Genomic DNA, 25313 nt, shown 5'->3' on the forward strand with positions numbered 1-25313 from the left:
CAGAATCATTTAGGAGAGTTCGGTCACATTTGCATCACTAATTGCTGTCAACGCCCAGGTCAACGCCCGGTCAGGAGCGTGATCAGCGCCGCTCCAGGCGGTGGGTCAGGCTCGTGTGCCGCCGCCCGGCCCCCCTGGTCCGTACGGCCTGGGCCAGCGCCCGCCGCGACCCGACGATCACCACCAGCTTCTTGGCCCGCGTGATCGCGGTGTAGAGCAGGTTGCGCTGCAACATCATCCACGCGCTGGTGGCCAGCGGGATCACCACCGCCGGGTACTCGCTGCCCTGACTGCGATGGATGGACACCGCATAGGCGTGGGCCAGCTCGTCCAGTTCGTCGAAGGCGTAGTCGACCTCCTCCTCCTCATCCGTACGCACGGTCAGGCTGTGGTCGTCGGGACGGATGCCGGTCACGATGCCGACCGTCCCGTTGAACACCCCGGCCGCACCCTTGTCATAGTTGTTGCGCAACTGGGTGACCTTGTCGCCCACCCGGAAGACCCGCCCGCCGTACCGACGCTCCGGCATCCCCTCACGAGCAGGGGTCAGCGCCTCCTGCAACGCGATGTTGAGCGCCCCCGCACCCGCCGCGCCCCGATGCATCGGCGCCAGCACCTGCACCTCACGCCGCGCGTCGAGCCCGAACCTGGACGGGATGCGCCGGGCGACCACGTCCACCGTCATCGCCGCGATCTCCTCCGGCTCCTCGCACGGGAACAGGAAGAAGTCCCGCATCCCCGCCAGGATCGGATGATGCCCGGTGTTCACCCGGTGGGCGTTGGTGACCACGCCCGACTCCTGCGCCTGACGGAAGATCTGCGTCAACCGCACCCGGGGCACGTCGGCGGCGGCCAGCAGATCCTTCAGCACCTCACCCGCCCCCACCGACGGAAGCTGGTCCACATCACCCACCAGCAGCAGATGCGTACCGGGCGCCACGGCCTTGAGCAGCTTGTTGGCCAGCAGCAGATCCAGCATCGACGCCTCGTCCACCACGACCAGATCGGCGTCCAGCGGATTGTCACGGTCGAACGTGGCCTCCCCGCCCGGCCGCAACTGCAGCAACCGGTGAACGGTCGTCGCCTCGTGCCCGGTCAGCTCCGACAACCTCTTGGCCGCCCGGCCCGTGGGCGCGGCCAGGATCACCCTGGCCCGCCTGGCCCGCGCCAGCGTCACGATCGAACGGACGGTGAAACTCTTGCCGCACCCCGGCCCGCCGGTCAGCACCGCGACCTTGCACGTCAACGCCAGCCGTACGGCCTGGCGCTGCTCGGGCGCCAGCTCGGCGCCGGTCTGGGCGGCCAGCCACCGCTCGGCCCGCTCCCAGTCGACGTCGGCGAACGCCTTGAGCCGGTCATGGCCACTGTGCAACAACGACAACAACCCGCCCGCCAGCGACAACTCCGCCCGGTGGAAGGGCGGCAGATAGACCGCGGGCACGGTGTTGTCCCCGGCCGGCACCTGCTCGCCCACCACCCCCTCCTCCTCACCCGCCAGCTCCTCCAGACAGCGCGTGGCCAGCTCGGCCGGCACCTCCAGGATCTTGACCGCGTCGGCCACCAGATTGGGCGCCGGAAGGTAGCAGTGGCCGTCGTCGGCGGCCTGCGACAACGTGTAACGCAGCCCGGCCTTGACCCGCTCCGGGCTGTCATGGGGGATGCCGACGGCCTGGGCGATGGTGTCGGCCGTCTTGAACCCGATGCCCCACACCTCATCGGCCAGCCGGTACGGCTGCCCGCGCACCACCGAGATCGACGTGTCCCCGTACTGCTTGAAGATCCGCACCGCGATCGAGGTGGACACCCCCACCCCCTGCAGAAAGATCATCACCTCCTTGATGACCTTCTGCTCCTCCCACGCCGCCGCGATCATCTTCGTCCGCTTGGGCCCCAGCCCCGGCACCTCCACCAGCCGGCCGGGCTCCTGCTCGATGACCTCCAGCGTGCCGGTGCCGAAATGATCGACGATCCGCTCGGCCATCTTGGGCCCGATCCCCTTGATCAGCCCCGACCCCAGGTAACGGCGGATGCCCTGAACGGTCGCCGGCAACACCGTGGTGTAGGACCACACCTCGAACTGACGCCCGTAGCGCGGATGGGACGTCCAGCGTCCGCGCAGCCGCAGCGACTCACCCACCTGCGCGCCCAGCAACGGCCCCACCACCGTCAGCAGCTCCGCCCCCGACCGCTCGGTGGCCACCCGGGCGATCGTGTACCCGGTCTCCTCATTGGCGTAGGTGATCCGTTCCAACACCGCCGAAAGCTCGGCCGCGGGGGCGCCAGCCTCGCCTTGGCTCACCGTTCATCGCCTCCTGTCACCGCATTCCGGGGCCAGCGTAGAGGAACGCCGCACACCCACGCGCCCCGGCGCGAGCCCCTCCCACAGGCCGGGCACCCGGGGGAGAGGCCTCACCCGTTCCCCCGCCAAAACAACAGGTATACGGTGAAAACGCCGCCCCTCGTCCAGGAGGCACACGATGACACGCCGGCAACGCCTCACCCTGATCCTCACCATCACGATCTTCGCCCTCGCCACAGCGACATCAGCCGCCATCGCCGGCATCCAAGGCAGCGGCTGACACCCCACCCGTCATCACCGAAACACCCCACCACCCCTTACAGTGTCACCGGTGAAGATCCGCCACGGCCGCCCCGGCGACGACGCCACCGTCCTGACCATGTTCGACAGCGCCATCCAATGGCTCGTCACCCAGAACCGCACCGGCCAATGGGGCACCCGCCCCTTCACCGGCGACCCCAAACGCACCCAGCAAGCCGCCGACTGGCTCGCCGGCGGCGGCATGCGCATCGCCGAGATCGACGACCAACCCGCCGGCTGCATCGTCGTCGGCGACGCCATGCCCTACGTCACCCCCGCCACCGAACCCGAGCTCTACGTCCAGGTCCTCGTCATCGACCAGAACCACGCCGGCCACGCCATCGGCCGCCGCCTGCTCGACTGGGCCATCGACGAAGCCCGCACCCGCGACCTCGGCCTCGTACGCGTCGACTGCTACGCCGGCGACGACGGCCGCCTCGTCGCCTACTACGAAAGCTGCGGATTCACCCGCGACCAGCCCTTCACCGTGGGGGAGTGGCCCGGCATGATCCTCCACCGCCGCCCCTGAACCACCCTCACACCAGCGCCAACTGCGCCGCCCGCGGCCCCCGCCCCTCAGGCTCCGGCGCACCGCACCGCATCCCGTACACCCGGCACAACTGCTCGATCTGCCCCGTGATGCGCTGCTCATAGCCAGGGGAGGGGAGCCCCGCCCGATCGTAGAGCTCCTCATAACGCTCCACCAGATGCGGATGCGCACCCGCCAGCCACCGCAAATACCACTCCCGCGTCCCCGGCGGCAACCGCAACACCACCGGCTCCACCGCCACCGCCCCAGCACCCGCGATCCGCCGCACCGTCGCCGTCAACTGATCGGCCGCATCACTCAGCAACGGCAACACCGGGGACATCAACACCCGGCACTCCACCCCGGCCTCCACCAACGCCGACACCAGCTCCAACCGCGCCTGCGCCCCCACCGCCCCAGGCTCCACCGCACGCCTGATCCGCTCGTCCACGAACGCGATCGACACCGCCACCCGCGCCCCCGCGGCAGCCAGCACCCCCGCATCACGCAACACCAACGCACTCTTCGTGTACACCGTGAACGGCACCCCCGCCGCCCCCAGCGCGGCCACCACCCCCGGCATCAACCGATACCGCTCCTCAGCAGGCTGATAACAGTCACCACTGACCCCCACCGCCAGCGGCTCACCCGCCCACCGGCCCAACTCCACCCGCAACCGCTCCACCACATTCGGCTTCACCACGATCCGCGAGTCGAAATCACCCCCCGCGTCCAACCCCAACCGGCGATGACCACCCCGCGCCCCACACCCCAGACACGCATGAGCACACCCCCGAAACGGCGAGACCGCCCACCGCTCCACGATCCCCGCACTCGAGGGCACCCGCTCGATCACCGTACGGGCCTGCGTCTCGAAGAACCCGTCACGCTCCACCGCCCGCGGCACGACCGGCGGCCGGTCATCGACCGCCTCGACAAGCGCAAGCGCATCCCAACCCACCCCACCAATGGAACACGCATTCGACTGCCTTTTCAAGCGGAACCCCACCACTAAACTGGCACACCCGTACCACTTCCACGCCCCCGAGGAACACCCATGGCCTGGATCCTGCTCGCCTTCGCCATCGCCTCCGAAGTCCTGGCCACCACCGCACTCAAACTCAGCAACGGCCTCACCCACATCGGCTGGACCATCGCCGTCGCCACCGGCTACATCACCTCCTTCGTCCTGCTCGCCCGCGCCCTCAAACTCCAACTCGAGATGGGCACCGCCTACGCCATCTGGTCCGGCGCCGGCACCGCCGCCATCGCCCTCATCGGCGCCACCCTCATGGGCGAAACCCTCACCCCACTCAAAATCACCGGCATCCTCCTCATCATCGGCGGCGTCATCGTCCTCAACCTCGCAGGTGGCCATTGACCCCCCACCCCACCCAAGAACCCGCCCAAGAACGCGGCCGCCGACGACGCGCCACCCTCCTCGACGCCGCCGTCACCCTCCTCACCCAAAACGGCTTCACCGCCCTCACCCACCGCGCCGTCGCCCAACACGCCCACCTGCCCCTGGCCGCCACCACCTACTACTTCACCTCACGCGACCACCTCCAAGCCGAAGCCTTCGCCCAACTCATCCACAACGAACTCCACACCACCCGCACCTGGCTCACCCCCCACGGCATCACCGCACTACCCGACCACCTCGCCACCACCGACCGCGCCCGCCAACTCAGCCTCTGGGAGCTCTACACCCACGCCGGACGCCACCCCACCCTCCAGCACATCGCCCGCCGCTGGACCGACGGCTGCCGCCACCTCATCGCCACCGCCCACCACCTCACCCCCGACGACCCCCGCACCCACCTCCTCCACACCACCATGACCACCCTCTGGCTCCAGCACACCGTCGAACAACGCCCCCTCGACGACCTCCGCACCCTCCTGCACACCGCCCTGAAAAACACGTTGAACACCCCCCACCCCCTCCCTACACTGCCCCCGTGATCACACCCACCTACCCCCTCACCACCCCCCGCCTCCACCTACGCCCCTTCACCCCCGACGACCTCGACGCCCTCCACGCCTACGAATCCCGCCCCGACGTCGCCCGCTACCTCTACTGGCAACCCCGCGACCGCGACACCACCCGCACCTTCCTCGACAAAAAAATCACCCGCCACACCATCCACGACGAAGGCGACGCCATCGACCTCGCCATCACCCTGCGCACCACCGGCGAACTCATCGGCAACACCCTGCTCATCTGGACCAGCAAACAACACCGCCAAGGCGAGATCGGCTACGTCCTGCACCCCGACCACCACGGACACGGCTACGCCCCCGAAGCCGCCCGCCAAATGCTCCACATCGGCTTCACCCACCTCCACCTCCACCGCATCACCGGCCGCCTCGACGCCCGCAACAAAGCCTCCGCCCGCGTCCTGGAAAAACTCGGCATGCGCCACGAAGCCACCCTCGTCGACAACGAGATCGTCAAGGACGAATGGAGCAGCGAAACCATCTACGCCATCCTCGAAAACGAATGGACCCCATGACCGTCCACCACCTGGCCCTGCAGACCGACTGGGAAAACGCCCAACCCACGGGGGAGTACCGCATCTCCACCCTCGGCCACACCCTCGACGACATCGGCTACATCCACCTCAGCCGCGACCACACCCAGCTCCGCACCGTCCACGACACCTACTACGCCACCGTCACCCAGCCCCTGCTCGTCCTCGACATCGACCCCACCGGCCTCGACATCCGCACCGAGAACGACTACCCCCACCTCTACGGCCCCCTGCCCACCAGCGCCGTCACCGCCACCCACCCCTACACCCCCTGACCACCGGCCCACCCCATCGCCCGGAACAACCGCACCACATGCGGCGGCGTCCCCACCAACCGCGTACGACCCGCCCGGCACAACACCACCAGCATCCGCGCCCCCTCCACCCCCAAAAACTCCAGCTCACTCACGTCCAGCACCAGCCACTCGTCGATCCGCCGGGCCCGGCCCAGCGTCTCGGCCAGCGCCTGCTGATTCGTCGCGTCCACCTCGCCGACCAGCCGGATGATCGACGGCCCCGGCATCGGGCAACACGTGATGCGCAACTGGTGATCGACGTACAGCAGGTGGGGGAGGGACGCACACCCGCGGGGATCCGGGCTGTTCACGACAAAGCCGCCATTCCCGGGCTCACACACGCCCGGTCTCGAAACAGGGGAGTGGACCGTGACCGTGCGGCAGGTGACGCGCGCCGGACCCGCCGACCCCCGCGCACCAGCGGTTCCGCTGCGGCGAGGGCGTTCACGCCCCCTGTTCACACACCCGCACATCCGACAGCATAGAGCAGCGGCTCGAACGCCGTGCGTAATCACGGCGAACGCCCGAACCCGCCAACGCGCACTTATGCGAACAAATTACCCATACCCAACAGAATCCACGTTCTGTACGGTTTGACTAGTTCGTCCGCCTATAGGCGATTCACGAAGCGGGCGGCGGCGCGCTGGCTCATGCCGGTCTCGCCGCGTACCAGGAAGACGGCTTCCTGGATCTGGCCGAGGGCCTTCAGCTCACGAGCCTGGTCCACCAGGTCGACGCTGGGATTGGGACGGTTGCGCGGGCTTTTGGTGAGACGGACGGCCACGATGATCAGCCAGATGACGCCGGCGACGATGACGGCGCTGAGCGCGACGAGGCCGGCCGTCGAGGCGAGCAGGGTCGGGCTGGACATGGGTGTGCATCTGCCCGGCGCGTGACTGTTTATGCGGGAGCTTTTGACCGTGTCGTGGCGTGTGGCTGGTTGCTCGATAATGAACATTATGTCAAGTAGCCCGGATCGCGGGCTCCCCTCCGCCTTCCTCGGCCGGTCTCGGGGCGGGGGCGGCGAGGCGTTGTTCGTGGGGCTGCCGGGAAAATTCTCGCGGGGTCCGTGCCGCCGCCGGGGTTGGGGCGGCCGAATTGGCGGTGTGGTGGTGAGCTGGGGTTTCGGTGGTTCCCGGGGCGCTGCGAGGGCTCTCCCCTGTGGGTTGACGGGGGGTTTGACGTTCTGTGGATTCGCTGTCCCTGTCGGGTGGGGCCGATTTAGGGTAGAGGTCCTGCCATTCGCGTTGCGAGAGGAGCAGCACGTGGGGATTCAGTCGGTTTTATGTCCGGTGTGTCAGGGGGTTCTGCCTGCTTCGGGGAAGGAGGCCTACACCTCGTTGCGGGGGCGGTTGATCGTGACGAACGGGTATTGCGCGGGTGGGTGCGCCGAGCGGCGTGCCGAGGCCGAGCAGGCGCAGCAGCAGACGCAGCAGGTTGCGCGTCCGGTGGCGCCGCAGGCCGCTCCGGTGGCGCCGATGCCGGTGTCGATGGTGCGTCGCTGAGGTTGGTTGGTTGTCGGGGGTTTTCCGGTCATTGGTGGCCGTCTGTGGTGTGCCAGTAGTCGCGGGTCTGTACGGCTAGGCCGTCGGGGTTGAAGCGGGCGAAGACGCAGCCTGCGAGGGTGATGGGCCGGCCGTTGTCGAGGGCGTGGACGCGGAATTCGATGGCGGCCTGGTCGCCGTCGACGATGGGGGTGGCGAAGGTGACGTGGGGGTCGCTTTCGCCGGTGAAGGACCATCGGATGTAGTCGGCGATGGCGTGTTTTCCGTGGTGTGGGGGGCGGAAGGGCATGCTGGTGTGGGTGGCGTCGTCGCTGTAGAGGGCGATGATGGCGGTGGGGTCGTGGTGGGTCCAGCCGTGTTGCCAGGTGTCAGCGAAGTGCTGGGCGGCTGTTCTGGTGTCCATGGTGACCATTGTGGGTGGGTTGTCGTTGTCGCCGTCTCGCGTGGGCTTCCCGTTTTTGTTGGGGTTTCGGTTGGGGCTCCTGGTGGGTGTGGGGGTGTCTCCCCTGCCGGGATTTTTCTGGGCAAACCGGGTCAATTTGGGCTGCTCATCGTAGGTCTCTGCGGTGATTTGTCAGCATCGGTGGAAGATCCGTGTCAACATCTAGGGATGCCTGGGCCATATGGGACTGCCGTTAATGACGGCACCGGCGGTGTTCGCCCGCCTCTCCCCTGCCCCGCCCTCTGCCCCACCGTCTGACGTCCCCGCGAAGGAAGTTCCGCGTTGCGTATCCTGCTCCTTTGTTCCTCGTTCAACGGCCTGACCCAGCGTGCCTGGCTGGAGTTGCGGCGGGCCGGCCATGACGTGAGCGTCGAGCTGGCGGTCTCGGAGCACGTCATGGTGGAGGCGGCCGAGCTGGCCAAACCGGATCTGGTCATCTGCCCGTTCCTGAAGGAGCGGGTGCCGGAGGCGTTGTGGCGCGGGCATCGTACGGTGATCATCCATCCGGGGCCTCCCGGTGACCGCGGGCCGTCGTCGCTGGACTGGGCGATCGCCGAAGGCGAGCGCGAGTGGGGGGTGACGGCGCTGCAGGCGGTGGAGGAGATGGACGCCGGCCCCATCTGGGGGTGGCGGGCCTTCCCGATGCCGGCCGAGCCGCCGCGCAAGTCGGCGCTGTACAACGGGCTGGTGGCCGACGCGGCGGTGGAGCTGGTGGCGGAGGTGGCGGCCAAGGCGGCCGATCCGTCGTTCGTGCCGGTGCCGCTGGACTACCGCTCCCCCGCGGTGTCGGGCCGGTTGCGGCGGGCGATGCGGCATGCCGATCGGGAGTTCTCCTTCGAGCAGCCGGCCGAGGAGATCGTGCGGGTGGTGCGGGCGGCCGACGGCGCGCCGGGCGGGCGGGCGCGGTTGTGCGATCTGCCGGTGCGGGTCTTCGACGTGCATCACGGTCCTGATCTGGCGGGGGTGCCGGGTGCGGGGGGGGGGCGGCGGGAGGGCGCGGTGCTGGTGCACACAGGTCAGGGGACGGTGTGGGTGGGTCATCTGCGCCTGGAGGAGGAGGGCGCTCTGAAGCTGCCGGCGGCGATGGTGCTGGGTGAGCGGGTGGCGGGCGTGGGTGAGCGGGCCGGCTACAGCGAGATCACCTACGACCGCGGCGAGGAGGTGGGGGTGGTGAGCTTCGACTTCTACAACGGGGCGATGTCGACCGATCAGTGCCGGCGGCTGGCGGCGGCGTTGCGGTACGCGGCGGCGCAGGACACGCGGGTGCTGGTGGTGCGGGGTGGTGAGGTGTTCTCCAACGGCATCCATCTGAACGTGATCGAGGCGGCGCGTCATCCGGAGCTGGAGGCGTGGATGAACATCAACGCGATCAACGCGGTGTGCCGGGAGATCGTCGGATGCACCTCGCAGCTGGTGGTGACGTCGATCGCGGGGAACGCGGGCGCGGGCGGGGTGATGATGGGGCTGGGCGCCGACCGGGTGATCGTACGGGAGCCGGTGGTGCTCAATCCGCACTACCGGACGATGGGGTTGTTCGGCAGCGAGTACTGGACGTACGTGTTGCCGCGCCGGGTGGGGGCCGAGCGGGCGGCGGCGCTGACGGGGCGGGCGTTGCCGATCGGGGCGGCGGAGGCGGTGGAGCTGGGGCTGGCCGACCGGGTGGCGGGCGGGTCGCGGCAGGAGTTCGAGCGGCGGGTGCTGGACTTCGCGCAGCGGCTGGCCGGGGATGCCTCCTATGACGGGTTGCTGGCGGCGCGGCGGCCGGCGCGGGAGGCCGATGAGCGGCGTAAGCCGCTGGACGCCTATCGGGCCGAGGAGCTGGCGGAGATGAGCCGGGACATGTTCGATGATCGGGCGGGGTTCCGGGAGGCGCGGCGGGCGTTCGTGGGCAAGGCGCGGGCGGTGGCCACTCCCCCGCATCTGGCGCGGCATCGGGAGTTGTCCGGCGCGTCGGGGGCCGTGGTCCCGGCCGCATCTCATATGTGAGATATGGTCTGGTGCTGTGGCAGATGATTATCTTGTGCGGATCGGCCGGCTGATCCGGGATGCGCGGCAGCATCGCGGATGGACGCAGCTTCAGCTGGCCGATGCGCTGGCGACGAGTCAGAGCGCGGTCAACCGGATCGAGCGCGGCAACCAGAACATCAGTCTTGAGATGATCGCCCGGATCGGGGAGGCGCTCGACAGCGAGATCGTGTCGCTGGGGTATGCCGGGCCGATGCATCTGCGGGTGGTGGGCGGCCGGCGCCTGTCGGGCAGCATCGACGTCAAGACGTCCAAGAACGCGTGTGTGGCGTTGTTGTGCGCGTCGCTGCTGAACAACGGCCGGACGATCCTGCGCAAGGTGGCGCGGATCGAGGAGGTCTACCGGATCCTGGAGGTGCTGGCCTCGATCGGGGTGCGGGCGCGGTGGATCAACGAGGGCAACGACCTGGAGATCGTGCCGCCGGCTCGGCTGGAGCTGGAGTCGATGGACACCGAGGCGGCTCGCCGTACCCGTAGTGTGATCATGTTCCTGGGTCCGCTGATGCATCTGACGGAGCAGTTCCAGATCCCGTACGCGGGTGGGTGCGATCTGGGGACGCGTACGGTGCAGCCGCACATGTCGGCGCTGCGGCACTTCGGGCTGGACATCACCGCGACGGGTGGTTTCTACCACGCGCGGGTGGACGGCGGGGCGGCTCCGGCGCGGCCGATCGTGCTGACCGAGCGCGGTGACACCGTGACGGAGAACGCGCTGCTGGCCGCGGCCCGTCATCCGGGGGTGACGGTGATCCGCAACGCCTCCTCCAACTACATGGTGCAGGATCTGTGCTTCTTCCTGGAGCAACTGGGTGTGCGGGTGGAGGGCATCGGCACCACGACGCTGACGGTGCACGGGCTGGCCACGATCGAGCGGGACGTCGACTACTCCCCCTCCGAGGACCCGGTCGAGGCGATGAGCCTGCTGGCGGCGGCGGTGGTGACCAGTTCGGAGCTGACGATCTGCCGGGTGCCGGTGGAGTTCCTGGAGATCGAGCTGGCGGTGCTGGAGGAGATGGGGCTCGACTGCGACCGTACGGGTGAGTATCCGGCGGCCAACGGGCGTACCCGGCTGGTGGACCTGACGGTGCGGCCCTCCAAGCTGGTCTCCCCCATCGACAAGATCCATCCGATGCCGTTCCCCGGGCTGAACATCGACAACGTGCCGTTCTTCGCGGCGATCGCGGCCGCGGCGCAGGGGTCGACGCTGATCCACGACTGGGTCTACGACAACCGCGCGATCTATCTGACGGAGCTGACCCGGCTGGGCGCCTCGGTCAAGCTGCTGGATCCGCACCGGGTGCTGGTGGAGGGTCCGACGCGGTGGCGCAGCGCGGAGATGATGTGCCCGCCGGCGTTGCGTCCGGCCGTGGTGGTGCTGCTGGCGATGATGGCCGCCGAGGGCACGTCGGTGCTGCGCAACGTGTACGTGATCAATCGGGGTTACGAGGACCTGGCCGAGCGGCTGAACGCGCTGGGCGCGCGGATCGAGACCTTCCGCGACATCTGAGTTTTCGTCGGTGGCGGCCGCTACCGTCTCCTCTGCAAGCAGCATCTCCGGGATGTGAGGAGGGGAGCCGGTGCGGCCCGCGGAGCTCGACAGGTTGACGGTGCAACAGGCGGCTGACCGCTATGTGGAGCTGGTGGTGGCCAGGACGTCCACGGGGGCGTTGTCGCCGGCCACGGCGGAGGTCTACGCGCGTGACGTGGCCACGCTGGTGGCGCTGGCCGGCGCCGAGGTGGTGCTCGACGATCTGACCGGTGAGGACGTCGATGCGATCTTGCTGGCGTTCGCGCGCAAGCCGGACGCCCGGCAGGCGGGCGGGTCGGGGGCGGGGCAGTCGCCGTCCTCGCAGGCGCGTTTCCGGCGGTCGATCTCGGCGTTGTTCAAGCACGCGACGCTGGCCGGGTGGGTGCAGATCAATCCGATGACGGCGGCGACGGTGACGGCCAAGCAGCGGGGCGGGTTGCGTCCGGAGCGGCGGGCGTTGACGCGGGAGCAGGCCCAGGGGTTGATCGGGGCGGCGCGGGCGTTGCGGGAGGCTCCGGAGCAGGAGAGCAAGCGGCGTGATCAGCGTACGCAGTTGCGTGACGCGGTGATCGTGTTGCTGTTGTCGACGGTGGGGCCTCGGGTGTCGGAGCTGGTGCGCGCCAATGTGGAGGATTTCTTCACCAACGACGGGGTGCGCTACTGGCGGATCTTCGGCAAGGGCGGCCGTACTCGGGATGTGCCGCTGCCCGATGACGTGGCCGAGGTGTTGCAGGCGTATCTGGCGCGGGGGCGGGGTCAGGTGGCCGGGGCCGACGGTGACAAGGCGCTGTTGTTGTCGTGGCGGGGGCGGCGGCTGGCGCGGGGTGACGTGCAGGCGGTGATCGACCGGGTGCAGCGGCATGTCGATCCCGACCAGCGGCGTTCGGTGACGCCGCACGGGTTGCGGCACACCACGGCCACGCATCTGCTGGCCGACGCGGTCGACATGGATGCGGTGCGGCGGGTGCTGGGGCACAGTGATCTGTCGACGCTGGGGCGTTACCGCGATGAGCTGCCCGGGGAGCTGGAGGTGGCGATGCGGTCGCATCCGCTGCTGCGGGACAAGCCTTCCCGCTGATCCGGCCGCCGGGGCTGGCATCTTTCTGGTGATGGCGGTCATCGCCCTGGTGATTGGCCGGGGCCGGCAGGGGGTGGTTAGCCTCGGCGGCATGAATGGACGGATCACCACCGGATGGGTGGACATCGCGGGCATGACGGCCTACACGGCGCTGCCCGTTGGAGTGCGGCGGCCTGTGGGGGTGCTGGTCGCGGGTGAGATCTTCGGGGTGAGCGGGTACGTGCGGCGGATGGCCGATCGGCTGGCCGGTCTCGGGCACGCGGTCGTCGTGCCTGACTTCAACCACCGCCATGGCCTCCGGGCGGGGGTGACGGGCGGGCCGAAGGGGCGGGTGGTGGAGTTGCCGGCCGATGCGGCCGGGCGGGAGCGGGGGCTGGAGCTGGCCTGGCTGCTGCGGCGGGAGCAGGTGTTGTCGGACGCCGGTGCGGCGCTGGAGCATCTGCGGCAGGTGGGGGCGGATCCGGCGGCGGCGGTCGGGTTCAGCCTGGGCGGCCACGTGGTGTGCTCGGTGGCGGGCGAGCTGGGCCTGCGGGCTGCGGTGGCGTTGTACCCGGGCTGGCTGACGGGCACGCAGCTGCCGCTGAGCCGGCCGGTTCCGACGCTGGAGCTGGCCGCGCGGGCGGCGGGGCGGCTGGTGGTGCTGCTGGGCGCCGACGATCCGATCATCGACGCCGGGCAGCAGCGGGCCATCGCCGAGCGTCTGGAGACGGTGGTGTTCGCGGGGGCCGGTCACGGGTTCGCGGCCGACGAGCGTGACAGTTTCCACGCGGACTCGGCGCGGGAGGCGTGGAAGCTGATCGAGGAGGTGCTGGGCCGGGCCGGCGAGTGATCCCCTGATCCGTGACTGCGGTGTGAGGGTCAGGTGGGGGCGGGGGTGGTGCGGACGGCCAGGAGTTCCAGGGAGATGCCCAGCACGTCGGCCAGGCTGGCGATGGTGAAGAACGCCGGCGTCGCGATGCGGCCCGTCTCGATCTTGCGGAGGGTCTCGGCGGACATGCCGGCGGCGGCGGCGACCTCGACGATGCTGCGTTCGCCCCGGGCCTGGCGCAACATGTGGCCGAGCTGCTCGCCGCGCAGCCGCTCCTCGGGAGTCAGCGGGGATCGCACCATGCCCCCACCCTACACCTCGGGATACAAATACCGGTATTTCTATCGGAGCCGTTTCGGGGGCCTCTGGGCCGGTGGGGCGCCGGGGGCGTTCTCAAGCGTCCTCAGGCGTTGTCGCGCTCGGCGCGGTGGACCAGTGCGGCGATCCTGGCGCTGACCTCGGGCCATGTCCGTGGCGGGAAGTTGTGTCCCATGCCTTCGACCAGTACGAACTGCGCTCCCGGGATCGCCTCGGCCGTGGCCCGCCCTTTGGCCGGGTCGGCGGAGGTGTCGGCGGCGCCGTGGATCACCAGCGCGGGCACCGCCAGGCCACGCAGTCCTGGCGTACGGTCCCCCGATCCGATCACCGAGGCCGCTTGCCGCAGCATGCCCGGCAGGGACCAGCCGCGATCCCACGCCCGTCCCGCCGTGGCCCGTACCGTCTCCAGGTCGGTGACGGCTCCGCCCGCCGCGGCGGCGGCCACGATGCGCTCGACGTACAGCTCCCGGGTGGTCGGCGGCGGGCCGGTCACGGGTGGCGCGCCGCCGGGACGCGGCGGGGGTGTCATGCGGTCGCCGGGGGTGGACATGATCGACGTGAGCGATCTGACCCGCCGCGGCCAGGTGATGGCCACCGTTTGGGCGATCATGCCGCCGAGCGAGGCGCCCACGAGGTGGACGCTGTCCAGGCCGAGCGCGTCCAGCAGGCCGACGGTGTCCTCGGCCAGGTCGGACAGGCGGTAGGCGACCGTGGACAGGTCACCCGCCAGCGCCGCGCCGATGTCGGGCTCGGGCGCGTCGTCGAAGTGGGTGGAGCGGCCGCTGTCGCGGTTGTCGAAGCGGATCAGCCGCAGGCCGCGGGCCACCAGGGCGGCGCACAGCCCGTCCGGCCAGTTGATGAGCTGTCCGCCCGCGCCCATGATCAGCAGGACGGGCGGGGCGGCCGGGTCTCCCAGCCGCTCGTAGACGATCTCGATGCCCGCGGGCCCGACCCCGGACACCCTCTCCTCGGCCATGCCCTCCACCATCCCCTCTCGTCCGGGGGAACGGAAGGTGGAGCGGCGCCTTCGTCCGCGCCAGGCCGGCCCAGGAGCTCCCCCGGCGTCTGCCTGGCGCGTGAGCCGCAGATGCGCTGTTCGCCCGGTGCGGCGGTGCGCGTGGTTCCGGACCGGGCGAACAGCGCTGCTGTTTTGCGGCTCCTGGTCTGTCTTGCCGGGGCGGGCCCCTACGGGAGCGGGCGGACGTCCATGCCGTAGCTCTGGCGGTCGATCCACCAGGGGCCGCAGCTGGCCACGCTCCACTGGCCGCTGTTGGTGGTCACCCAGCCGCCGTCCCTGCGGCCGTTGACGCACTGGACCCATGCGCGGAACTCGTAGGCGGGGCCGCTGGTCGCGCATCGGGCGGAGAAGGAGTTCTGGCCGATGCCGTACTCGCAGTCGCCGGCTCTCGCCGACGCCGGGCTCAGCATGCTCGACCCGACGGTGACGGCTCCTGCCGCGAGCACGGTCGCGGCCAGGACGCGCAGGGTTGTTGTCATACCCTCTCCTTGTACTGGGTGACGGATGGCCGTTCGACGTTCCGTACGCCCCGGTTCGGGTCCGGCTCCCGGGGATGTGCCACAGAGGGAACTCTTAGGAAACTTTCCTAAGCGAAAGATACGTGCCATCCGCGGCGCGTCAACCCCGCGCGTACCGGCAACCTCACGCGCCCGCCTCGGCCGCCCGGTTCAGGCGGAGATAGGGGCACCTGCGACGCGGCGCTCGCCGCCGTTGCGCTCCTGCCAGAACCGGTACACCTCGACGGCGTCCTCGCGCGGCTCGTGGCGCATCGGGCAGGGGTGGGCGAGCACGTAGATGGTGGCGTCGGTCAGGTGCTCGGTGCCGAGCTTGGTGCAGGCCTCGCGGATGGCGAGGATCTCCGCGTGGGCGGTGGGGTCGCCCGTCTGGGCGACCATGTTGGGGCTCTCGGCCACGATCTCGCCGTCCTTGACGATGACGGTGGCGAACGGGCGGCCGCCCTCGGCGACGTTCTGGAGGGCGATGTCGATGGTGCGCTGGACGAAGTCCATGAAGGTCCTCCGGAGGTCGGCGGGACAGGACGGTCGGTGTCGGACGCTCAGGGTCGGACGGTCAGAAGGGCTTGGTCGGCAGGTACTTGCCGTCCAGGGTGATGACGGCGCGCTCGCCGCCCTCGGGGTCGGCGACCTTCTTCACGTCGAGCCTGAAGTTGATCGCGGAGATGATGCCGTCGCCGAACTGCTCGTGGACCAGCGCCTTGAGCGTCGTGCCGTAGACCTGGAGCATCTCGTAGAAGCGGTAGATGGTCGGGTCGGTCGGGATCCGATCCGGGATCGAGCCGCGCAGCGGGATGGTCTGCAGCAGGATCGCCGCGTCCTCGTCCAGGCCCAGCAGTTCGGCCACGGCCTTGGCGGACCTCTCCGGCAGCGGGTGCTGGCCCAGGACGGCGGCGGTGGTGAAGGCCACCGACAGGCCGGCGGCGTCGGCGATCTGCTGCCAGGACAGGTTCCTGCGGGTCTTGGCCTCGACGGCGGCGGCGGCCAGGGCCTCGCGGGCGGTGGGGTCGAACTGTGCGTGCACCATGATCGGTACGTCCTTCTCTCAGGTGTAGTGATGGTGGATACCGGGTTCCCGGCGGTCTCCGGGCGGGAGGCTCAGGCCGCCAGCGCCGGGCCGGCGGCGGTCAGGTCCTCGACGCGACCGGTCGGGATGTCATAGACCCAGCCGTGCAGGGCGACCTTCCCTCCCGCCAGGGCGCGGGCGACCGAGGGGTGGGTGGCCAGGCTCGCCAGCTGGGCGAGGACGTTCTGCCGCACCAGGGCGGGAACGTCGCCGTCGGCGGCGGTGCGGGCCCGGGAGGCGTCCGCGTGCCGCAGCCAGGCGGCGACCGACGCCATCACCCACGACCACCCCCACCTCACGCCCGTACCCCTCGACCCGCCCCTGCCCATCCGTACGGTCGCCCTCCTGCACCGCGAAGGCGCCTACCGCAGCGCCGCCACCCGCGCCTTCACCGACCTCACCCACGACTTCGTCCGCACCCGCGACTACGCCCCACCGACGTGAACCACCCGCGCTACACCGAAGACAGTCCGTCCAGAACGGCGGCCACCTCCGCCGCCCTGAACACGAACCCCGCGTGCGTCGTGTCCAGCGTGTGCACGTCGTAGGGATTGCCCGGCGTCAGCGCGTCCGCCTCGGCGATCAGCCGGTCCTGCATCGCGATCGGCAGCGACCGGTCACCGGTGAGACGGATGTAGCTGCGGGCGATCGTCCCCCAGGTTCCCGCCTGAACGCGGGCATCGGCCATCATCACCGCGATGGACTCATCCGGCTGCAGGATGTTGAGAAACGCCCGGAACCGCTCGTCGCTGACATCGGCCATGGTCGCCGCCTTGAGACCGGCCAGCAGGGCCGGGTCGGCGGTACGGTAGTTGGCCCGGCCGACACCGAGTCGAGCCGGATCCCCGACGTTCAGCGCGGCCAGGGCCGGCAGCAGGCTGGCCCCGAACTCGGGCGCCTGCATGTACTCGACGGGGTTGGCCAGCTCCACACACGACCACGCGGAGATGTACACGAGCCGATCGACCAGATCGGGCGCCGCGTTGCCCACACCGCTGATGGTCACCCCTCCGAGGCTGGCACCCACCAGCACCACCGGCCCGTACCCGGCCACACGGCGGACGACGTCGAGCACCACCTCGACGTTGTCCCGCAGGGTGACCCCGGCCAGCGTCGACGGCTCCTCCGCCCACGCAGACAGGTCCTGGGGAGCCTGATAGGCCACGGGGTACTGCGCGTCGAGGCCGTGCCCCGGCAGGTCGACCGCGAAGCTGCGGTGGCCGAGCAGCGCCAGTTCACGCTGAACCGAGGCCCACATGAACGAACTGGTGCCGGAACCGTGGACCAGCACGAACGTGGGAGCGGCGCCGGATGCGGGTCGAGCGCTCATGGATGACATGTGAACCAGTCCGATCGCATGGAGGTACGGCGAACACGCTGAGGCAGAGATACCCATCGGCGAGGCCAACGCTCCATGGCCGAACCGCTTCAGACAGCAGGAGCCCCAGATGTCAGGGGTGGGCGAAGAGGGTGAGAGCGCAACGGGAAGCAACGGCCAGAGTGCGGCCCGTCGGTGAGAAGCCTGCCGCGCGGAGCTCGCAGCCGTCCTCCCGGTGAATGTGCCACCAGGTCGACCCGGCCGCGTCGCGGAAGGGATCGCCGTCCTTGGACAGCAGGACACTCTCGTTGGGCCAGTCCGGCGCGACGACGCCGAGGGACCATCCGTCACAGGTGAGAGCGTCATTATCCGGCCAGGCCGGGTCTGGATCGAGATCGCGTGCCAGGCGCCGGCCGGTGACACAGTCGACGACGCCGCGTCCTTGGTGAGAGGTGACGAGGATGAGGTCTTCGCCCGAGCCCGGGTGCACGCCGAACCCGGCGCCGGTCAGCCCGCCGACCGCCAATGGGGACAAGGAACGCCACGGCGGGGGCGGCGCGGAGCGCTTCGAACGTTGTGCGCCTTGGCGGCCGCCGCCCGCCCCGGCGCGGAGAGCGTATCGGCGAGCTGACCGCCGGGCCGACACGCGCCCGCACTGGTACGGCCCCATCGGTGCTGCGCCCCGCGCCCTTCGCGTCAGCTGGGATCGCTGACGCCGCCGGCCGTTCGGCTGCCGGCGGGCGATCAGGGCTGGTGTGCCCGCCTTCGGGGGTCAGGAGGACTGGACGTCGTCGAAGAGGGCGAGGGCTTCGGCGGGGTCCGGGCTGACCAGGCGCTCCAGGCCGACCGCCGTGAACTCGGCCCACTTCGCGGCCCGGGGCCACATGCGCTCCTCGAAAGCGCGGACGATCTCGTCCAGATCGCCGGAGCCGGCGGCGATGGACTCGGCCAGTTCGGCGCCCTCCAGCATCGCGAGGTTCGCCCCCACCCCCAGCGGAGGCATCAGGTGGGCGGCGTCGCCCAGCAACGTCACCCCGGGAACGGGGGCCCAGGTGTGGGACACGGGCATGACGTACAGAGGACGGTGGGCGAATGCGGCGCCGTGGCGCAGGAGGTCGAGGACGGGAGCGGCCCAGCCGTCGAACAGGGCCAGCAAACTGGACCGCACGGCCTCGACGTCGGCCAGGTCCAGGCCCGCGCTCAAGCCTGTGCCCGAGCCTTCGTCCACGCCTTCATCCATGCCCTCGTCTACGCCCGCGTTCGAGCTCGCCTGCCGGTTCAGGCCCAGATGGCGCTCCACGTTCGTGTGCCAGTCCAGCGGTGCGCGGAACTGGGCGTACACCTTGACGTGGCCGCCGCTGTTGCGCTGGGCGACGAGGGAGCGGTTCACGCCGTACACCGCCATCGCACCGTCGCCGACCAGCCGGGCCAGATCGGGGTGACGGGCATCGACGTCGTCCAGGGACGTCTCCACCGCCGTGATGCCGGTGTAGTGCGGCCTCACCGGCGAGAGCGCCGTACGGACCCGCGACCAGGCGCCGTCCGCGCCGACCACCAGGTCGAACGTCTCCCGCCGCCCGTCGGCGAACCCGACCGACACCCCGTCCCCGGCCCCCGGCGTCACCTCCCTTACGCCCTGCCCCCACCGGACCTCCAGCGGGCCGAGCAGCAGGTCACGCAGCTGCCCGCGATCGATCTCCGGATGGGCCTGCTCATCCGGACCGGGCCCCCAGTCGCGCAGCACGGTCCCGGCCGTGTCCAGGATGCGCATGGCCTGCCCCTCCGGACGCGACAGCGCCCGGAACTGCGCCAGCAGCCCCGCCTTGTCCAGCGCGAGCTGCCCCAGATTCTCGTGCAGGTCCAGCGTGCCGCCCGGAGGACGGGCCTCAGGGGAGGGATCGCGCTCCAGGACGGTGACACGATGCCCGTGCCGGTGCAGGACGCGCGCGAAGGTCAGACCGGCGGGACCGGCACCCACCACAGCAATACGATGTCTCATGTCGATACACTGTATTTGGCCGAGACAACGTATCGCAACAGTACGATGTACCCATGACTGTGTGGGACCGGCCCGAACCGCCGACACGCCCCGCGCCACTCGACCGGGAGCGCATCGTCACCGCCGCCATCGCCCTGGCCGACGAAGGCGGACTCGAAGCGGTCTCCTTCCGCAAAGTCGCCGCCCGCCTCGACGCCGGCCCCATGCGCCTGTACGGCTACATCACCACCAAAGAAGAACTCTTCGACCTCATGGTCGACGAAGTCCACGCCGAAATACTCCCCACCCCCACAGACCAGCCCGCCGACTGGCGCCAAGCACTACGCACCCACGCCCAACGCACCAGGCAGGCCACCCTCCGCCACGAATGGCTCGCCGACCTGCTCGGCGGCCGACCCACCCTGGGCCCCAACGCCCTGGCCGCCACCGAAACCACCCTGGCCGCCCTCGACGGCCTCGCCGACCTCGACACCCTCATGCGCGCCGTACAGACCGTCAGCGCCTACACCATCGGCGCCATCAGACGCGAGATCGCCAACCTGCGAGCCGAACGCACCACCGGCCTGTCCAAACTCGACTGGCAGCGCACCCACGGCCCCCACGTCACCAGAATGCTCGCCACCGGCCGCTTCCCCACCCTGGCCAAAGTCGTCCACGACGGCACCGAGACCGACGCCGAGACATCCTTCACCACCGGCCTCGACTGGGTCCTCGACGCCGTCGCCGCCAAACTCACCCACCCACCGGCCTGACCCTCACAACTCCTCATCCACCGGTACAAGCACATGCGTCACCAACTCACCAGGCGACGTACGCGCCGGATCCGACACATACACCTCCCGCACCGCACCACGCACCACGAACCGCCGCTCAGCACACCACGCCAGAACCGCATGCACCGTCAACGAAATCTGGTCATAAGGCCCCACATGCGTGGCCCGCGCGAACACCCCACCCGGCAACACCCCCACCTCGACACCCTCATCAACGACCCAACCACCATCCCCCTCCAACACCAACGCCACCCGTACATCAACCACCTCACCCACATCAACCGGAAACAACCCCACCAACCGCACCGCCCCCGAAACCCCACCAACCCCCGCCAACACCCCCCCCACCACCCCCAACGGCGCCCCCACCACCCCCCACGCCCCCCGCCAACACCCCCCCCACCCGCACCAGCACCCCCCCCCCCCCCTCCACCTCCGCCACCACCCACACCCGCACCGCCCCCAACGCCCCCCTCTCCCCCCCCAACACCCGCCCCACCACCGGCAACGGCACCTCCAACGACCGCAACAACGCGATCGACAACGCCTCCCGCGCCTGCTCAGCCCGGTAATACCGGTAACCCGTCCCCGCATCCACATACGCCGGACGCAACAACCCCAACTCGTCGTAATGCCGCAACTGCTTCACACTCAACCGGCCCAGCCGCGCGAACTGACCGATCGGCAACAAATCCCCGTCCACCCCACCAGCATGGACCCTCCCATCACAGGAGAGTCCACCCTCACGTAACGTCAGACCCATGACCCTGTCCATCGGCCAGGTCGCCAAACTGGCCGGCATCACCGTACGAACCCTCCACCACTACGACGAGATCGCCCTCCTCACCCCCAGCGAACGCACCACCGCCGGCTACCGCCACTACACCGACCACGACCTCCTCCGCCTCCAGCAGATCCTCCTCTACCGCGAACTCGGCTTCCCCCTCGACGACATCGCCGGCATCCTCGACCACCCCCACACCGACGAACTCACCCACCTCCAACGCCAGCACGACCTCCTCACCCGCAAAGCCGAACGCCTCCACCAGGTCATCACCAACGTCGAACGCGCCATCCAAGCCCAAACCCTGCACATCCCCCTCACCCCCGAAGAACGCCTCGCGATCTTCGGCGACTTCCGCCCCGAAGACCACCAGGCCGAAGTCCAACGCCGCTGGGGCCACACCGACGCCTACGCCCAGAGCCAAAGCCGCGTCGCCACCTACACCGAAGCCGACTGGCGCCGGCTCACCGCCGACGTCGCGGCCATCAACGACGACCTCCTCGCCGCCCGCCGAGCCGGCCGTCCCGCCGACAGCCCCGAGGTCATGGACATCGCAGAACGCCACCGCGCCCACATCACCCGCTGGTTCTACGACTGCACCCCGGAGATCCACCGCTGCCTCGGCGACCTGTACGCCACCGACCCCCGCTTCACCGCCACCTACGACGCCCTGGCCCCCGGCCTGGCCGCGTACTACCGCCAGGCCATCCACGCCAACGCGCGCCGCTGACGTCGCAGAGGGTTTGAATGATCGAAGAAGGTGATCTTCATCGATCCCATCACCTTTACAACGTAGATTTCTAAGCGCCGAGATCCAGAACCGCGGCCGTCAGCGCCCGAGCCCGCCGCGGCGAGGTCACCAGCTCCACCGTGTCCGACAACTGATCCACGCACCCCGCCACCGGCAGCCCCCTGACCACCGGATCCGTCACCGACGCCATCAACGCCCGCGCGAACCGCTCCCCGCCGATCACCCGGAACGGCCGGTCGAAGAACCCCCGCAGCTCCTCCTCCTGCCGTTCGGCCAGCGCCGTGCGGTTCTGCAGCGCCGCCAGCCGCCCGTAGGCCGCCGACAGCCCCTCCTCGCGCTCACGCCACGACCGCGCCGCCATCGCCGACCCCAGCGCCTCGCCCAGCTCGGCCGAGCCCGGCAGCCGCGCCAGCGCGCTGCCCAGCCATTTGGCGTACGGCGGATAGCGGCGCCGCAGCAACAACGCCAGCCGCATCACCTCGCGCGCCAGCCGCGCCCCGACCACCGCCGACCCCAGCTCGTCGCCCACCTCCGCGCACCGGCCGGGGAACGGCTCCTCCTGGCCGATGCGCTGCCATTGGCAGGCCAGCACGTAACGCCACACGTCCTGCGGGTACCAGCGCAACGCCTGCCGGGCCGTCTCCAGCCCGGCGCCGGGCAGCTCGTCACGAAACACCTCGCCCTGCGTCACCTCGGCCAGGCTCTGCCACGGCACCGACAACCAGTCCAGCAGCGACACCCCTTCACGAGGGTCGAACCCGAGCCGATCCACCAGCCACTCCCCCAGCTCGGCGACCACGACGCCCGGCTGCCGCACACCGTGGTAGTCGAACACGGTGTCGAACCCGCCGAACCGCTCGGGCAACCCGGCCGCGACCCGCTCGCGTACCGGCTCCACCTGCGCGGGGGGCACGAACAGCAGGACCCGCGGCCCCCAGTCGTGGTCGGCCGAACGGGCCGTGTCGAACGCGAGCACCTCCGACCCCGGGCCGATCAGCGCCGCACTGTGGCGCACCCCGGGCAACAGCGGCGCCACCACTTCGCCATAGAAGGCGCGAGAAAGCTCAATACCAGGCACAAAGTCGCACATCACGCCGTCAACTCTGCACGAGCCCCGCCCGAACCTCACCCGGTTTTCCCGGGTGGCCGTCACGTGGCCGTCACGTGACGGCCGGGGGCGGCAACGTGGCAGGCCAGGACGGGGAGCCGGCGGTACCCGATGCGCTCGTAGACCTTGATCGCCGCGGTGTTGACGTCGTCCACCATCAGCGCGGCCCGTCCGTGGGCGGCCACGAGCTGGGACGACATCCAGCCGCACACCCTTTCGGCCAGCCCCCGCCCGCGGAAGCGGGCCGCCGTGGCGACACCGGCCAGCAACCCCACCGACGGCGCCGACCACGCGTCGGCGGCCACCGCCGCGAGCTCGTCACCCACCCGCACGCCGGCCCACCGCCGCACCCCGGACGCGCCCGGCACCGCGTACGACGAGGGCGCGTCCCCGGCCAGCAGGGCCTTGATCTCCGGCTCGGCGTCGCCGTCCAGCCAGCCGACCTCCGAAGGCGGCACCGTGCTGGGCGCTGTGCCGGGAGCTGTGCCGGGCGTGGCCGCGAGGCTCATCCAGGTGAACTCGGCGCTGTCGCGTAAGCCCTCCAGCATGGCGATCACCTGCCGCATCAGCTCGCGCTCGCCGAGCGGCCGGTAGGTGGGGCCCAGCTCGGCCAGCGCGTGCCCGACCAGCGTCACCGCGTCGCGCGGGTCGCCCCACACGGCCAGGCGGTCGTGGCGCGCGATGTCCGGCGCCGCGGCCACCACCGCGTTGCCGCCCGCCCAGGCGCGAGCCGGGCCGCGCAGGTCCTGCGCGGCCCACACGATCAGGTCGTCGTCGCCGCACGCGGCCCGCAGGCCGTCCAGATCGCGCAGCTCGTGAATCACAAGATCTCGCCCGGCCGGTACGCGGCGGCCTCCGGGTACTCGGCCACGACCTGCCCGACCTGCCGCGCCACCTCGGCGACCTGCGCGGCCGCCGCTCCCGTGAACGACACCCGGTCGGCCAGCAGGGCCTCCAGCTCCTGGCGGTCCAGCGGGAAACGTTCGTCGGCGCCGAGCAGGTCGAGCAGCTCGTTGGCGGCGCCGCGCGAGCGCATCGCCAGCGCCGCCGCCACCGCGTGCTCCTTGATCAGCTCGTGGGCCTGCTCGCGGCCCACGGCGGCGCGCACCGCGGCCATCAGCATCTTCGTCGTGCCCAGGAACGGCAGGTAGCGGCCCAGCTCGGCGGAGATCACCGCCGGGAACGCCCCGAACTCGTCCAGCACGGTCAGCATCGTCTCCACCAACCCGTCGAAGGCGAAGAACGCGTCCGGCAGCGCGACCCGGCGCACCACCGAGCAGGACACGTCGCCCTCGTTCCACTGGTCGCCGGCCAGCTCGCCCACCATGGAGGCGTAGCCGCGCAGCACCACGGTCAGGCCGTTGACGCGTTCGCAGGAGCGGGTGTTCATCTTGTGGGGCATCGCCGAGGAGCCGACCTGGCCCTCCTTGAAGCCCTCGGTGACCAGCTCGTGCCCGGCCATCAGCCGGATCGTCTTGGCCAGCGAGGACGGCGCCGCGGCCAGCTGCACCAGCGCCGTGACCACCTCGAAGTCCAGCGAACGGGGATAGACCTGGCCGACGCTCGTCAGCCGCCGTGAGAACCCCAGGTGGGCGGTGACCTTCTCCTCCAGCTCGGCCAGCCGGTCCTCCTGGCCGCCGAGCAGGTCGAGCATGTCCTGGGAGGTGCCGACCGGGCCCTTGACGCCGCGCAGCGGATAACGTCCGATGAGCTCCTCCAGCCGCCGGTAGGCCACCAGCAGTTCGTCGGCGGCCGAGGCGAAGCGCTTGCCCAGCGTCGTCGCCTGCGCCGCCACGTTGTGCGAACGCCCCGCCATGACCGTGGCCGTGTGCTCCTCGGCCAGGGACGTCAGGCGCGCCAGCAGTGCCACCACCCGGTCGCGTACCAGCAGCAGGCTGTCGCGGATCTGCAGCTGCTCGACGTTCTCGGTCAGGTCGCGCGAGGTCATGCCCTTGTGCACCTGCTCGTGCCCGGCCAGCGCGTTGAACTCCTCGATCCGGGCCTTGACGTCGTGCCGGGTGACCCGCTCGCGCGCCGCGATGGACTCCAGGTCGACCTGCTCGACCACCTTCTCGTAGTCGGCGACCGCGCCCTCGGGCACCGCGATCCCGAGCTCGGCCTGGGCACGCAGCACCGCCAGCCACAACCGCCGCTCGGCGATGATCTTGTACTCGGGGGACCACAGGCGGGCCAGCCCAGGTGAGGCGTAACGGGCGGCCAGGACGTTCGGGATGCGCGGCTTTGAAGTCACGTTGGACAAGTCTATTCACACGCCCCCACTCGCTCGGCACCCAGCGGGCGGCGAGGGCCGCGCCGGGCATC

The 25313-nt window shown here is 70.2% G+C and carries 32 protein-coding genes; 13 read left to right on the forward strand and 19 right to left on the reverse strand.

Going from position 1 to position 25313, the window contains the following annotated elements:
- Window positions 1-82: 82 nt before the first annotated feature.
- A complete protein-coding gene (locus tag DMB42_RS24365) occupies window positions 83-2254 on the reverse strand; it encodes an ATP-dependent RecD-like DNA helicase (RefSeq protein WP_260477906.1) in 2172 nt (723 codons plus the stop codon).
- Between the two features lie 376 nt (window positions 2255-2630).
- On the opposite strand from DMB42_RS24365, the gene DMB42_RS24370 reads away from it, so the two are divergent.
- Complete coding sequence (locus tag DMB42_RS24370; protein WP_260477907.1) at window positions 2631-3128, forward strand: GNAT family N-acetyltransferase; 498 nt, start codon at window positions 2631-2633, stop codon at window positions 3126-3128.
- Window positions 3129-3135: 7 nt separating this feature from the next.
- Here DMB42_RS24370 and DMB42_RS24375 read toward each other — a convergent pair whose 3' ends face one another.
- Window positions 3136-4089 carry a radical SAM protein gene (locus DMB42_RS24375; protein WP_260477908.1) on the reverse strand — a complete coding sequence of 318 codons (954 nt, stop codon included), beginning with the start codon at window positions 4087-4089 and terminating at the stop codon, window positions 3136-3138.
- 96 nt (window positions 4090-4185) lie between these two features.
- Between DMB42_RS24375 and DMB42_RS24380 the strand changes: the two genes are divergently transcribed.
- The 4 genes from DMB42_RS24380 to DMB42_RS24395 are packed head-to-tail and all read left to right on the forward strand — an operon-like array spanning window position 4186 to window position 5934.
- Window positions 4186-4509: a multidrug efflux SMR transporter gene (locus DMB42_RS24380; RefSeq protein WP_125637335.1), complete on the forward strand. Its 324-nt coding sequence runs from the start codon at window positions 4186-4188 to the stop codon at window positions 4507-4509.
- A complete protein-coding gene (locus tag DMB42_RS24385; RefSeq protein WP_125637336.1) occupies window positions 4506-5090 on the forward strand; it encodes a TetR/AcrR family transcriptional regulator in 585 nt (194 codons plus the stop codon). The genes DMB42_RS24380 and DMB42_RS24385 overlap by 4 nt, the downstream gene beginning before the upstream one ends.
- The gene (locus DMB42_RS24390) at window positions 5087-5641 is read left to right on the forward strand and encodes a GNAT family N-acetyltransferase (RefSeq protein WP_125637337.1); all 555 of its coding nucleotides are present in this window, start codon (window positions 5087-5089) and stop codon (window positions 5639-5641) included. The genes DMB42_RS24385 and DMB42_RS24390 overlap by 4 nt, the downstream gene beginning before the upstream one ends.
- Window positions 5638-5934 carry a DUF952 domain-containing protein gene (locus tag DMB42_RS24395; RefSeq protein WP_125637338.1) on the forward strand — a complete coding sequence of 99 codons (297 nt, stop codon included), beginning with the start codon at window positions 5638-5640 and terminating at the stop codon, window positions 5932-5934. The genes DMB42_RS24390 and DMB42_RS24395 overlap by 4 nt, the downstream gene beginning before the upstream one ends.
- On the opposite strand, the gene DMB42_RS24400 is transcribed toward DMB42_RS24395, so the two are convergent.
- Together DMB42_RS24400 and DMB42_RS24405 are read right to left on the reverse strand one after the other, a co-directional pair.
- The gene (locus DMB42_RS24400; protein ID WP_185844841.1) at window positions 5922-6266 is read right to left on the reverse strand and encodes an STAS domain-containing protein; all 345 of its coding nucleotides are present in this window, start codon (window positions 6264-6266) and stop codon (window positions 5922-5924) included. The genes DMB42_RS24395 and DMB42_RS24400 overlap by 13 nt on opposite strands.
- Before the next feature lie 299 nt (window positions 6267-6565).
- Window positions 6566-6826, reverse strand: coding sequence for a hypothetical protein (locus DMB42_RS24405; RefSeq protein ID WP_125637340.1), 261 nt, complete (start codon window positions 6824-6826; stop codon window positions 6566-6568).
- A 394-nt stretch (window positions 6827-7220) separates the two neighbouring features.
- Between DMB42_RS24405 and DMB42_RS24410 the strand changes: the two genes are divergently transcribed.
- The gene (locus DMB42_RS24410) at window positions 7221-7460 is read left to right on the forward strand and encodes a hypothetical protein (RefSeq protein WP_125637341.1); all 240 of its coding nucleotides are present in this window, start codon (window positions 7221-7223) and stop codon (window positions 7458-7460) included.
- Window positions 7461-7488: 28 nt separating this feature from the next.
- Here DMB42_RS24410 and DMB42_RS24415 read toward each other — a convergent pair whose 3' ends face one another.
- Window positions 7489-7863 carry a nuclear transport factor 2 family protein gene (locus tag DMB42_RS24415; RefSeq protein ID WP_125637342.1) on the reverse strand — a complete coding sequence of 125 codons (375 nt, stop codon included), beginning with the start codon at window positions 7861-7863 and terminating at the stop codon, window positions 7489-7491.
- A gap of 321 nt (window positions 7864-8184) precedes the next feature.
- On the opposite strand from DMB42_RS24415, the gene DMB42_RS24420 reads away from it, so the two are divergent.
- The 4 genes from DMB42_RS24420 (at window position 8185) to DMB42_RS24435 (ending at window position 13362) form a co-directional block, all read left to right on the forward strand.
- Window positions 8185-9888, forward strand: coding sequence for an enoyl-CoA hydratase-related protein (locus DMB42_RS24420; RefSeq protein ID WP_125637343.1), 1704 nt, complete (start codon window positions 8185-8187; stop codon window positions 9886-9888).
- Window positions 9889-9904: 16 nt separating this feature from the next.
- Complete coding sequence (locus DMB42_RS24425; RefSeq protein ID WP_125637344.1) at window positions 9905-11434, forward strand: UDP-N-acetylglucosamine 1-carboxyvinyltransferase; 1530 nt, start codon at window positions 9905-9907, stop codon at window positions 11432-11434.
- Between the two features lie 70 nt (window positions 11435-11504).
- A complete protein-coding gene (locus tag DMB42_RS24430; protein WP_125637345.1) occupies window positions 11505-12533 on the forward strand; it encodes a tyrosine-type recombinase/integrase in 1029 nt (342 codons plus the stop codon).
- 91 nt (window positions 12534-12624) lie between these two features.
- Window positions 12625-13362: a dienelactone hydrolase family protein gene (locus DMB42_RS24435; protein WP_185844842.1), complete on the forward strand. Its 738-nt coding sequence runs from the start codon at window positions 12625-12627 to the stop codon at window positions 13360-13362.
- Between the two features lie 29 nt (window positions 13363-13391).
- On the opposite strand, the gene DMB42_RS24440 is transcribed toward DMB42_RS24435, so the two are convergent.
- From DMB42_RS24440 to DMB42_RS24465, 6 genes are all read right to left on the reverse strand, one after another.
- Window positions 13392-13643 carry a helix-turn-helix domain-containing protein gene (locus DMB42_RS24440; RefSeq protein WP_125637347.1) on the reverse strand — a complete coding sequence of 84 codons (252 nt, stop codon included), beginning with the start codon at window positions 13641-13643 and terminating at the stop codon, window positions 13392-13394.
- Between the two features lie 101 nt (window positions 13644-13744).
- Window positions 13745-14635, reverse strand: a complete 891-nt coding sequence (locus DMB42_RS24445; protein WP_125637348.1) for an alpha/beta fold hydrolase — start codon at window positions 14633-14635, stop codon at window positions 13745-13747.
- A gap of 209 nt (window positions 14636-14844) precedes the next feature.
- The gene (locus tag DMB42_RS24450) at window positions 14845-15156 is read right to left on the reverse strand and encodes a hypothetical protein (RefSeq protein ID WP_125637349.1); all 312 of its coding nucleotides are present in this window, start codon (window positions 15154-15156) and stop codon (window positions 14845-14847) included.
- A 189-nt stretch (window positions 15157-15345) separates the two neighbouring features.
- Window positions 15346-15687 carry a nucleoside deaminase gene (locus DMB42_RS24455; RefSeq protein ID WP_125637350.1) on the reverse strand — a complete coding sequence of 114 codons (342 nt, stop codon included), beginning with the start codon at window positions 15685-15687 and terminating at the stop codon, window positions 15346-15348.
- Between the two features lie 61 nt (window positions 15688-15748).
- Window positions 15749-16219 carry a cyanase gene (gene cynS, locus DMB42_RS24460; RefSeq protein WP_125637351.1) on the reverse strand — a complete coding sequence of 157 codons (471 nt, stop codon included), beginning with the start codon at window positions 16217-16219 and terminating at the stop codon, window positions 15749-15751.
- A gap of 71 nt (window positions 16220-16290) precedes the next feature.
- Window positions 16291-16587 carry a carbonic anhydrase gene (locus DMB42_RS24465; protein ID WP_221762316.1) on the reverse strand — a complete coding sequence of 99 codons (297 nt, stop codon included), beginning with the start codon at window positions 16585-16587 and terminating at the stop codon, window positions 16291-16293.
- On the opposite strand from DMB42_RS24465, the gene DMB42_RS24470 reads away from it, so the two are divergent.
- The gene (locus tag DMB42_RS24470; RefSeq protein WP_221762348.1) at window positions 16481-16702 is read left to right on the forward strand and encodes a hypothetical protein; all 222 of its coding nucleotides are present in this window, start codon (window positions 16481-16483) and stop codon (window positions 16700-16702) included. The two genes, DMB42_RS24465 and DMB42_RS24470, sit on opposite strands and share 107 nt — an antisense overlap.
- A 10-nt stretch (window positions 16703-16712) precedes the next feature.
- On the opposite strand, the gene DMB42_RS24475 is transcribed toward DMB42_RS24470, so the two are convergent.
- From DMB42_RS24475 to DMB42_RS24485, 3 genes are all read right to left on the reverse strand, one after another.
- Window positions 16713-17549, reverse strand: a complete 837-nt coding sequence (locus tag DMB42_RS24475) for an alpha/beta hydrolase (protein ID WP_221762317.1) — start codon at window positions 17547-17549, stop codon at window positions 16713-16715.
- 160 nt (window positions 17550-17709) lie between these two features.
- Window positions 17710-18102 carry a hypothetical protein gene (locus DMB42_RS24480; protein WP_221762318.1) on the reverse strand — a complete coding sequence of 131 codons (393 nt, stop codon included), beginning with the start codon at window positions 18100-18102 and terminating at the stop codon, window positions 17710-17712.
- A gap of 246 nt (window positions 18103-18348) precedes the next feature.
- Window positions 18349-19575 (reverse strand): NAD(P)/FAD-dependent oxidoreductase, encoded by a 1227-nt coding sequence (locus DMB42_RS24485; RefSeq protein ID WP_125637353.1) that lies wholly within the window; start codon window positions 19573-19575, stop codon window positions 18349-18351.
- Window positions 19576-19628: 53 nt separating this feature from the next.
- Here DMB42_RS24485 and DMB42_RS24490 point away from each other — a divergent pair, with 53 nt between their 5' ends.
- Window positions 19629-20327 (forward strand): TetR/AcrR family transcriptional regulator, encoded by a 699-nt coding sequence (locus DMB42_RS24490; protein WP_125637354.1) that lies wholly within the window; start codon window positions 19629-19631, stop codon window positions 20325-20327.
- Window positions 20328-20330: 3 nt separating this feature from the next.
- Here DMB42_RS24490 and DMB42_RS54335 read toward each other — a convergent pair whose 3' ends face one another.
- On the reverse strand, window positions 20331-20645 hold the full coding sequence (locus DMB42_RS54335; RefSeq protein ID WP_221762319.1) for a GyrI-like domain-containing protein: 315 nt from the start codon (window positions 20643-20645) through the stop codon (window positions 20331-20333).
- Window positions 20626-21150, reverse strand: coding sequence for a MerR family DNA-binding transcriptional regulator (locus tag DMB42_RS54340; protein ID WP_312024755.1), 525 nt, complete (start codon window positions 21148-21150; stop codon window positions 20626-20628). Before DMB42_RS54340 ends, DMB42_RS54335 begins: the two co-directional genes overlap by 20 nt.
- Here DMB42_RS54340 and DMB42_RS24505 point away from each other — a divergent pair.
- The gene (locus tag DMB42_RS24505; RefSeq protein ID WP_125637357.1) at window positions 21110-21862 is read left to right on the forward strand and encodes a MerR family transcriptional regulator; all 753 of its coding nucleotides are present in this window, start codon (window positions 21110-21112) and stop codon (window positions 21860-21862) included. The genes DMB42_RS54340 and DMB42_RS24505 overlap by 41 nt on opposite strands.
- Window positions 21863-21932: 70 nt before the next feature.
- Here the strand turns inward: DMB42_RS24505 and DMB42_RS56035 are convergent, their stop codons facing one another.
- The 3 genes from DMB42_RS56035 to purB form a co-directional block, all read right to left on the reverse strand.
- Entirely contained in the window at window positions 21933-22919 is a 987-nt protein-coding gene (locus tag DMB42_RS56035) for a DUF4037 domain-containing protein (RefSeq protein ID WP_312024756.1), read from the reverse strand.
- A 113-nt stretch (window positions 22920-23032) separates the two neighbouring features.
- Complete coding sequence (locus DMB42_RS24515) at window positions 23033-23815, reverse strand: GNAT family N-acetyltransferase (RefSeq protein WP_221762321.1); 783 nt, start codon at window positions 23813-23815, stop codon at window positions 23033-23035.
- Window positions 23812-25242 carry an adenylosuccinate lyase gene (gene purB / locus DMB42_RS24520; protein ID WP_125637358.1) on the reverse strand — a complete coding sequence of 477 codons (1431 nt, stop codon included), beginning with the start codon at window positions 25240-25242 and terminating at the stop codon, window positions 23812-23814. The genes DMB42_RS24515 and purB overlap by 4 nt, the downstream gene beginning before the upstream one ends.
- Window positions 25243-25313 lie beyond the last annotated feature (71 nt).

Origin of the sequence: Nonomuraea sp. WAC 01424 (assembly GCF_003947315.1) — a bacterium.
GTDB classification, from domain to species: domain Bacteria; phylum Actinomycetota; class Actinomycetes; order Streptosporangiales; family Streptosporangiaceae; genus Nonomuraea; species Nonomuraea spiralis.

Excerpts from the sequence above, each read along its gene's own strand:
- DMB42_RS24380 (WP_125637335.1), top strand. The coding sequence starts at position 4,186 with ATGGCCTGGATCCTGCTCGCCTTCGCCATCGCCTCCGAAGTCCTGGCC.
- DMB42_RS24395 (WP_125637338.1), top strand. The coding sequence starts at position 5,638 with ATGACCGTCCACCACCTGGCCCTGCAGACCGACTGGGAAAACGCCCAA.
- DMB42_RS24405 (WP_125637340.1), bottom strand. The coding sequence starts at position 6,826 with ATGTCCAGCCCGACCCTGCTCGCCTCGACGGCCGGCCTCGTCGCGCTC.
- DMB42_RS24415 (WP_125637342.1), bottom strand. The coding sequence starts at position 7,863 with ATGGACACCAGAACAGCCGCCCAGCACTTCGCTGACACCTGGCAACAC.
- DMB42_RS24435 (WP_185844842.1), top strand. The coding sequence starts at position 12,625 with ATGAATGGACGGATCACCACCGGATGGGTGGACATCGCGGGCATGACG.
- DMB42_RS24440 (WP_125637347.1), bottom strand. The coding sequence starts at position 13,643 with ATGGTGCGATCCCCGCTGACTCCCGAGGAGCGGCTGCGCGGCGAGCAG.
- DMB42_RS24445 (WP_125637348.1), bottom strand. The coding sequence starts at position 14,635 with ATGGCCGAGGAGAGGGTGTCCGGGGTCGGGCCCGCGGGCATCGAGATC.
- DMB42_RS24450 (WP_125637349.1), bottom strand. The coding sequence starts at position 15,156 with ATGACAACAACCCTGCGCGTCCTGGCCGCGACCGTGCTCGCGGCAGGA.
- DMB42_RS24455 (WP_125637350.1), bottom strand. The coding sequence starts at position 15,687 with ATGGACTTCGTCCAGCGCACCATCGACATCGCCCTCCAGAACGTCGCC.
- cynS (WP_125637351.1), bottom strand. The coding sequence starts at position 16,219 with ATGGTGCACGCACAGTTCGACCCCACCGCCCGCGAGGCCCTGGCCGCC.
- DMB42_RS24465 (WP_221762316.1), bottom strand. The coding sequence starts at position 16,587 with ATGGGCAGGGGCGGGTCGAGGGGTACGGGCGTGAGGTGGGGGTGGTCG.
- DMB42_RS24485 (WP_125637353.1), bottom strand. The coding sequence starts at position 19,575 with ATGAGACATCGTATTGCTGTGGTGGGTGCCGGTCCCGCCGGTCTGACC.
- DMB42_RS24490 (WP_125637354.1), top strand. The coding sequence starts at position 19,629 with ATGACTGTGTGGGACCGGCCCGAACCGCCGACACGCCCCGCGCCACTC.
- DMB42_RS24505 (WP_125637357.1), top strand. The coding sequence starts at position 21,110 with ATGACCCTGTCCATCGGCCAGGTCGCCAAACTGGCCGGCATCACCGTA.
- DMB42_RS54340 (WP_312024755.1), bottom strand. The coding sequence starts at position 21,150 with ATGCCGGCCAGTTTGGCGACCTGGCCGATGGACAGGGTCATGGGTCTG.